Annotated in this window: 7 protein-coding genes; 1 reads left to right on the plus strand and 6 read right to left on the minus strand. The window is 60.4% G+C overall.

The window, feature by feature from the left end; genetic code table 11:
• The coding region (locus ACXJL8_RS26875) for an FAD-dependent oxidoreductase (protein WP_456685889.1) at window positions 1-491 on the minus strand (491 nt) is incomplete at its 3' end.
• A 103-nt stretch (window positions 492-594) separates the two neighbouring features.
• Complete coding sequence (locus ACXJL8_RS26880) at window positions 595-1,920, minus strand: NAD(P)/FAD-dependent oxidoreductase (RefSeq protein WP_456685890.1); 1,326 nt, start codon at window positions 1,918-1,920, stop codon at window positions 595-597.
• Window positions 1,921-2,145: 225 nt separating this feature from the next.
• Between ACXJL8_RS26880 and ACXJL8_RS26885 the strand changes: the two genes are divergently transcribed.
• Window positions 2,146-2,622 (plus strand): Lrp/AsnC family transcriptional regulator, encoded by a 477-nt coding sequence (locus tag ACXJL8_RS26885; RefSeq protein ID WP_027547764.1) that lies wholly within the window; start codon window positions 2,146-2,148, stop codon window positions 2,620-2,622.
• A 14-nt stretch (window positions 2,623-2,636) separates the two neighbouring features.
• Here the strand turns inward: ACXJL8_RS26885 and ACXJL8_RS26890 are convergent, their stop codons facing one another.
• The 4 genes from ACXJL8_RS26890 to ACXJL8_RS26905 all read right to left on the minus strand — a co-directional run bounded on the left by ACXJL8_RS26890 (window position 2,637) and on the right by ACXJL8_RS26905 (window position 7,787).
• Window positions 2,637-4,298, minus strand: a complete 1,662-nt coding sequence (locus ACXJL8_RS26890) for an ABC transporter ATP-binding protein (RefSeq protein WP_456624236.1) — start codon at window positions 4,296-4,298, stop codon at window positions 2,637-2,639.
• Entirely contained in the window at window positions 4,295-5,149 is an 855-nt protein-coding gene (locus tag ACXJL8_RS26895; RefSeq protein ID WP_456624237.1) for an ABC transporter permease, read from the minus strand. Before ACXJL8_RS26895 ends, ACXJL8_RS26890 begins: the two co-directional genes overlap by 4 nt.
• Window positions 5,146-6,096 (minus strand): ABC transporter permease, encoded by a 951-nt coding sequence (locus ACXJL8_RS26900; RefSeq protein WP_456624238.1) that lies wholly within the window; start codon window positions 6,094-6,096, stop codon window positions 5,146-5,148. The genes ACXJL8_RS26895 and ACXJL8_RS26900 overlap by 4 nt, the downstream gene beginning before the upstream one ends.
• Before the next feature lie 83 nt (window positions 6,097-6,179).
• Window positions 6,180-7,787 (minus strand): ABC transporter substrate-binding protein, encoded by a 1,608-nt coding sequence (locus tag ACXJL8_RS26905; protein ID WP_456624239.1) that lies wholly within the window; start codon window positions 7,785-7,787, stop codon window positions 6,180-6,182.
• Window positions 7,788-8,168 lie beyond the last annotated feature (381 nt).

The following is an 8,168-nucleotide window of genomic DNA, read 5'->3' on the forward strand; positions in this document are numbered from 1 at the left end:
TAGGGAATGTCGTCTGCTGAAAGCCTCTCGATGTCCTTTGCTGAGGCGTCGAGTTGCCGTTGAGTCCGAAAGAGCTGCAGCGTTCCCTGCATGCGATCGTCAAAAGTCAGCCCGGTCTCTGCTCGTACGGCAGCAAGCGCTAAGCGGCTATACTCCGCAAGCCTCAACATCCGGCTCTTGTTACGCGCGTAGCGGTGGGAAGTGCAGTTTGAGAGCAACCTAAACAGCCAACACAGCATCGCGCGGTCCAGTTTCGGGCGAAGGATTAGCGGTGAGTGCTCCATCAGCATCCACTTAAGGGCTTTCAGCGGAATCCCTGGAGCCGCCCAAGGTGAGCAGTATCCAAACGATATTTCGCCCGCATTCGCATAGCTTGTTTCCAGCGCTGGTCCTGGCTGGCGATCAACGACTGTCACTTCATGTCCGGACCTTGCAAGCTGATATGCGGTCGTGACGCCGATCACCCCCGCACCCAACACCGTGACTTTCATGAATCCTCTTACTCGCTTTGCGGCAACCCGGTGAGGTCAGTGTTCAAGCTTTGCAGGCGCTATCGCCTCAGCCGATACCCCTCAGACATCGGCAGGCCACCACTCAGAAATCCGAAACTTTTCCGACCGTAAAGCCAGCGAAGCGATCTGGTCGGTAGGGCTTCGGATCAACGATTGGCGCCGCCCCAGTCACGATATCCGCGACCAGGTGGCCGGAGCCCGGGCCGATACCAAAGCCGTGTCCGCTGAAGCCCGCGGCCAATATCAGGCCGGGTAGAGATGAAACCTCTCCGATGGCTGGCACGCCGTCGGGCGTCGAGTCGATGTAGCCCGCCCATGCAGCGGTGATTTTCGTGTCCCTCAGGGCCGGTAAGAGGTCGAGGGCGCGCCGATGCGTGAGTTCAATTGTGCTTCGATCGGGCGCCGGATCCAGAATGCKAACCCGCTCCATCGGCGTAGGGCTGTCGAGCCGCCAACGGTGGAGTGTTTCATGTCCCGACCACACACCCTCGAGGCCGYCGGGGAGCAGACTGCGCCAGCGCCGCAGAAACATCGGGAGGAATTGCGGGGCGAAGCGGAACTGCTGGGCTGTCGGATCAACGCGCCCTCGACCACTGATGGCGAGTGTATATCCGCCATCGCCGCGTTTCGTGACCGAAACGCTGGAGGTATGCAATGCATCGGGTAAGCCCTTCACGGCCGTCGAGACCGAAAGGATGGACGAGCGGATCGAGGCAAGCGGAAGGCGGATGCCGGACTGGTGGCAGAAGGAGGAGGACCACGCGCCTCCTGCCAATATGGCGACCTTGGTGCGGATCGTACCGCGCTCGGTCACGACCGCGCTCACCCGGCCGCCCTCAGTCTCCAATCCACGTGCCGCGCACATCTGGTGCACGGTGCCTCCACCCTTGAGGATGGCCCGCGCTGCCGCAGGGGCCGCATTGGAGGGATCGGCGATGCCGTCGCTCGCCGAGAAGACGCCGCCCTTCCAGGCGCGCCCGGTGGCTGCGCCATGGGAAGTAGCTTCGGTCGCATCGAGCATGCGAGTGCTGACGTTCACGCCGCGGGCAAAGTCGCACCAGCGCGCCCAGCCCGCCAGCTCGGCCTCATCGTTGCTCAGGTACAGGAGGCCGCAGCGGGAGAAACCGGTGTTCTCTCCGCTTTCAGCGCCAAATCTCTCCCACAGGTCCAGGCTCTTGGTTGCCATCGGCAGCTCTCGAGCATCGCGGTTTTGCTGGCGGCACCAACCCCAGTTTCGGCTGGATTGCTCGGCTCCAATCCGCCCCTTCTCCACGAGAACGACGCTGAGGCCGCGCAAGGTGAGATAATAGGCCGCGAACACTCCGATAATGCCGCCTCCGATGACCACCACGTCGGCGCGGTCGGGAAGATCAGGCGAGGTCTCAATCTGACAGAGGGGCGCGGGCATCCTGTGTTCCTGGATTTCGATGACTGCATCTTAGATCGCGCATTCGCGTAGACGGCACCGGATTCGATGGTGGTCCAGCATTTTATGCTGTATCCTCGGTGTACTGCAAAACGGCGTTCTGTCCGAACGATACATGTCAGTGACGGACGTCGGCTGCGAGAGAAGTAAGCTTTTTGCTCGCTGTGCAGAATTTTCTGCTGCGCGTTGAGGAGTGGAGGGCGATCAATGAAACTCGATCGGATTGACATCAAGATTCTTCACGAGCTCCAGAAGAATGGCCGCGTCACCAATGTCGAGCTGGCCGAGCTGGTCAACCTATCGCCCAGCCCATGCCTCATGCGCGTGAAGCGACTGCAGACCGAGGGCTACATCGAGGGTTACTCGGCCCAGATCAACATGCGCAAGCTGGGACAGACGCTGACCGTGTTCACGGAAGTGACGTTGAAGAACCATCGACAGATCGACTTTGCCCGCTTCCTGAGCGCGGTTGAGAAAGTCGACCAGCTGATTGAATGCCATCTGGTCTCGGGAGGTTACGACTACATGCTGAAATTCGTCGCCGCCAGCATCGGCGAGTACCAGACGATCATGGAGCGTCTGACCGATATGGATATCGGCATCGATAAGTATTTCAGCTTCGTTGTCCTCAAGTCGCCCATCGTGCGCTCCCACATGCCACTGACCAGCCTCTTCCCGGCTTGATGCCACCGCGCCAGCTAGTGGTGGCAATAGGTCCGCACCTGCTCTGGATCCTGCTGCAATCCATCCAGCCAGGTCGGGTCGAGTTTCGGCACTGAAGAGAACAAAAGCCGGGTATAGGGATGCTCCGGCACCTTTGACCGGACCGGCGTGATCTCCTCGACCTTCTGACCGCGATACATGACGATGATCTCGTCGCAGATCGCCTCGACGACCGACAGATCATGGCTGATGAAGATGTAGGAAAGACCGAGCTCCCGCTGCAACTCCTTCAGCAGCTCGATCACCGCGGCCGCAACAACCGTATCGAGAGCCGACGTGATCTCGTCGCACAGGATAAGCGTCGGTTCAGCAGCAAGCGCCCGAGCGAAATTGACACGCTGCTTCTGACCGCCTGAAAGTTCTCCTGGCCGTCGTTGGCGCACGGATTTGGGAAGACGGACCAGATCGAGAAGCTCGCTGATGCGCGCATCGCGCGCCTTACCCCTCGTCCCATGATAAAAGGTGAGGGGGCGTCCCAGTATGTCTTCCACGGACTTCGCTGGATTAAGCGCGGTGTCGGCATGCTGGAATACGATTTGAATCTGGCGGAGTTCGTTGCGGGTGCGGCTGCGGCCGGCTTTCCCCAATTCCCGGCCATTGAAGGTGATGCCTCCCGCGTGGGCAGGCAGGATGCCGGCAATTGCCCGGGCAAGGGTTGACTTCCCGCAGCCAGATTCGCCGATGACGCCTAGATTTCGGCCCCGGTCCAGCCTGAGGCTGATCGACTGGACAGCACTGACCAACGGTTCTCCATTGCGCAGGCGAGAGCCGTAGCCGACGGTCAGCTGGTCCACCATCAGCAAAGGCAGGTTCGTTGTCGTTTCGATGTCCGGGACGCGTTCTTGCGCCTTCGGCCTGAAAGCGGCCAGCAGTTCCTGAGTATAGGGATGGCGAGCATGTTCGAGGATCTCGCTGGTGGTGCCGGTCTCCCGGATTTCACCGTCTTTCAGCACGACTATCCTGTCGGCGATCTGGGCAACGACGGCCAGATCGTGGGAGACATAAATGCCGGCGATATTGTGCTGTCTCGTCACGGTCTTGAACGCACGCAGCACCTCCACTTGCGTGGTGACATCGAGCGCCGTCGTGGGTTCGTCGAAGATCACAACCTTCGGTTGGCCGATCAGGGCCATGGCTGCGGCGAGGCGCTGAAGTTGCCCGCCCGAGACCTGGTGAGGATAACGGTCGCCGATGGTTTCCGACTCCGGCAACGACAAGGCCCTGAACAGCGAAATGGCCTTCGCTCGCGCCTGAGCAGCCGGCATGAGCTTGTGAATTTGGGCCACCTCGACGACCTGATCCATGATGGTGATCGCCGGGTTGAAGGCGGCCGCAGCACTCTGCGGCACGTAGGCCACGGTCGTGCCGCGAATGCCGGCGCGTTCCGTTTCCGAAAGACCGACCATGTCAACGCCGCCCACACGGACTTCACCGCCTGTTATTTTGCAGCCTTGCCGGGTGTAGCCCATCAGCGTCAGGGCGATGGTCGTTTTGCCCGAGCCGCTCTCGCCGATCAGGGCGACGATCTCGCCCTCGGCGATATCGAGGCTGACGCCCTTGATGATCTCCAGCCGCCTGCCGGAGTCGGTTGTCGCCTCAACCCTGAGGTTGCGGATCTCAACGAGGTTTCCCGTCATTCGGGGCTCCGGTCGCGGATTCTGCGCGGCAGATTGTCGATCAGAAGGTTGACGCTGATGGTGAGACTTGCGATGGCGAGCGAGGGGAAGAGCACCGCCGGCGCAGCAAAGGGCAGTCCACCGATATTCTCGCGCACGAGCGCGCCCCAGTCGGCGTAGGGTGGTTGCACGCCGAGTCCCAGAAAGGACAGACCGGAGAGCAGTAGCACAACGAAGACGAAGCGGAGGCCGAGGTCGGCCAACACTGGACCCAGAATATTGGGCAGGATTTCCGAGGCGATGAGATAGGGGAGCTTTTCGCCGCGAATCCGGGCCACCACCATGAAGTCCATCGTGTTGACATTGACAGCGAGAGCCCGGGCGAACCGATAGGCTCCCGGGGTGTAGATCACCGACAGCGTCGCAATCAGCGCCGGGATCGACGAGCCGACCGCGGCGACCACGACGAGGCCGAACAGCTTGCTTGGAATCGAGTTCAGCGCATCGAGAAACCGGCTCAGCATGGTGTCGAGCCAGCCTCCGGCAACGGCTGCCGTCATGCCGAGCGCGACGCCGCTGAAACAGGCGATCGAGACGGCGGCAAGCGAAATGCCGAGCGTATAGCGCGCTCCCATCAGGATGCGCGAAAAGATATCCCGACCGAGATAGTCGGACCCGAGCCACAGGTCTCGGCTCACAGGCCCGAAATAATCCGTATCGACGATCTCGCCGACGGAATGGGGGATCATGTGCGGGGCGAAAAGGGCGACGACGACCCAGAGAAGGATCACGCCCAGAGCCGAGATGCCGACAGGATTGGCGCGATAGCCCAATCGAATGCCGCGCCGGCCGGACGAAGTCGATGTCGTCATCGGAGCCTCGGATTGGAAAGGACGGCGACGATGTCCGCAGCCGTGATCAATGCCAGGTAACCAAGGCAGAAGATCATCGCGCAGGTCTGGATCAGCGGGAGATCGCGGGTGGAAACGGCATCGACCATCAGCTTTGCGATCCCGGGATAGTTGAAGATGGTCTCCACGATGATCACGCCGCCGAGCAAGTACGATAGCGAGAGTGCGACCGCATTCACGATGGGACCAAGCGCATTCGGAAGTGCATGTCTCAGCACCACCCGGGGACGCGATGCCCCCTTGAGAAGCGCCATCTCCACGTATGGTGTGTTCAATGTCTCGACCACGGCAGCGCGCGTCATCCGGATCATCTGCGCGGACACGCCGAATGTGAGCGTCATGACCGGCATCGCGTAGGTTCGCATCAGGTCATAGTACGACTTGATCTCGTTGGTGAAGGACAGCGCCGGCAGCCATCTGAGATACACGGCGAAGAGCAGGACGGCCAGGGTTGCGATCATGAACTCCGGTACCGAGATGATACCGATCGTGGCGACGGTAACGATGCGGTCGTAAAGCGTGCCCCGCCACATCGCGGCAGTGATGCCAAGCGTCAGGGCGAATGGCACGGCGATCGCGGCCGTCAATCCTGCAAGCTTCATCGTGTTGGCAAGGCGTCCATGTATCAGATTGGCGATCGGCACGTTGTTGGCGTAGGACGTGCCGAAATCGCCCTGGAAGATGCCGGCGATCCATTTCAGGAATCGGATGATCGCGGGATCGTTGAGGTGCATCGCCTTGCGCAGACCCTCGACGGCTTCTGGCGTCGCGGACTGTCCAAGCAGGATGGTGGCTGTGTCGCCGGGCAACAGCGCGGTGGCAGAGAATACGGCAATGGAAACGATCAAGAGCGTGATCAAGGCGATCAGCAGCCGTCTCATCACGAGCGACGAAATCTGTCTTCTCACGTTCGCACTCCCACATCACCCGGCGATTTCGTCGCCCACGGTTCCGATTTCAGGACCAGGGCAGGGACCTCGCTGGAGCCCAATCAGGTGGCAAGCCAGACGTACTCGGCGAACGCATAGCCCATCATGCCGCCGAGCGGGTTGGGCTCCAGTCCCTTCAGCTTTTCGGTGACGGCGTCCACATTGGAGATGTAGGCCGGAATAATGGTGCCTGCTTCTTCCGACACCATGATCTGCATCTCGTTGTAGATTTCGCGGCGCTTTGCCTGATCGAGCGAGGCACGGGCCTCGGCCAGCATCTTGTCGAACTTCTCCGAAGTGTATCGGCTCTCATTCCATGGAGCATCCGACTTGTAGAGCAGGGAGAACAGGATGTCAGGCGTCGGGCGCGGGTTGACGTTGCCGAAGTGAATCGGCGCCTTGAGCCAGTAATTGCTCCAGTAACCGTCGGAAGGCACGCGCTTCACATCGAGCTTCATGCCGATCTGGGCGGCTGTGGCCTGGACGATCACGGCCATGTCTATCGCCGAATTGGCTGCGTCGGACGTGATGACCTCGATTGGTTGACCGAGAACGCCCGCTTTCTGGAAATGGAATTTGGCCTTTTCCGGGTCGAACGCTTTGGGCTTAAGGGCCGCGTTGTGGTAGAAACTGGCCGGGGATACCGGTTGATCGTTGCCGACTACGCCGAACCCGCGCAGTGCTGACTTGACGATCTGCTCGCGGTTGACCAGGTATTTCATGCCCTCCACGAAATCCCTGTTGTTGCCGGGCGCCATGTCCATGCGAATGTTCAGATCTGTGTAGTTACCCGAAGTCGTCTTGGACAGTGCGAAGCCATTGACGCCATCGAACAGGCGCACGGACCGCGGGTTGATCGCCGCAGCGAGATGAATGTCCCCGGAGAGAAGAGCATTGATGCGGGCGTTTTCATCCTGAATGGCGAAAAACTCGAATGAATCGACATTCGGACCTCCCTTGAAATAGTTGGGGTTTCGAACGCCGATCGAGCGCACGCCGGGTTCGAATTGCTTGCACTTGAAAGCGCCGGTGCCGTTGCCTGAGGAGAAATCGGTCGTGCCGTCGGCCACGATCATAAAGTGATGCATGGACAGGATCGTCGGCAGATCCGCGTTGGGGCTCGCCAGCGTGATCTCGACCGTATTCTTGTCGACGGCCTTGAAGCCGGTCATCTGGATGGCGATCGCCGCGACTTTGGATCCCGTTGCTTTGTCCAGATGGCGCTTCAGCGAGTAGATGACGTCATCGGAGGTCAAGTCCTTGCCGTTGTGGAAGGTAACGCCTTTCTTCAGCTTGATCGTCCAGGTCTGGGCATCGCTGCTCTCGATCGACTCGGCAAGCTCCATCTGGGGCACGCCCGCTCCGTCGAGAAATGTCAGGCGGTTGTAGAACGAGCAACAGCGCACATAGTCGGTCGATAGTGAGGCTTTGGCCGGGTCAAGCGTGTCGGCGGTCGAAGAGGACCAGCCCGCTGCTTTCAGAGCGCCTCCCTTGACAGGCGTCGCCGCTACCGCCTGCGATGCGCGGCCGAGGACCGTGCTGGCGGCTGCCATTGCCATGCCGTTGACAAGCATCAGCTTCAGAAGATCGCGGCGCGAAGTACCGCCGCGAATGGCGCGCTCGATCATCGCGTCGTCTGAACGAGACCAGTTCGTCGTCGTGTCGCTCATCTCAATCCCCTCGCTATTGGATACGGCTATGGCTCAGGTTGCGGTAAGCGGCAGATTGTTCTGCCGGGCCGTTTGTGGTGGATGCCGGCCTGGTCCCGTCATGGCGACCAAGTTGCTGCGTCCTCCAGGCTTTCATTCTTTTCCCGCGCTCGAAGTCTCGCAGGTTAGGCCGGCGGCGGTGGCCGAAAAAACCGAGGCAACGGCACAAAATTGCGAAGATGCGCCCGTTTGTAGTGTTTCGGACCTGCCATCTGCCGGCCCCTTACGCATGCCTACTTTTGTTGCAATGCGGTGCGCACATCCGCATCAGCCAGAGTCTCGTCAAGAATCACGGCCGTGCGCTCGACGATGGCTTCGATGTCGGACTCGGAGCAGCAGAGC

The sequence above is a fragment of the Bradyrhizobium sp. P5_C11_2 genome, assembly GCF_054049755.1.

Excerpts from the sequence above, each read along its gene's own strand:
- ACXJL8_RS26885 (WP_027547764.1), top strand. The coding sequence starts at position 2,146 with ATGAAACTCGATCGGATTGACATCAAGATTCTTCACGAGCTCCAGAAG.
- ACXJL8_RS26890 (WP_456624236.1), bottom strand. The coding sequence starts at position 4,298 with ATGACGGGAAACCTCGTTGAGATCCGCAACCTCAGGGTTGAGGCGACA.
- ACXJL8_RS26895 (WP_456624237.1), bottom strand. The coding sequence starts at position 5,149 with ATGACGACATCGACTTCGTCCGGCCGGCGCGGCATTCGATTGGGCTAT.
- ACXJL8_RS26905 (WP_456624239.1), bottom strand. The coding sequence starts at position 7,787 with ATGAGCGACACGACGACGAACTGGTCTCGTTCAGACGACGCGATGATC.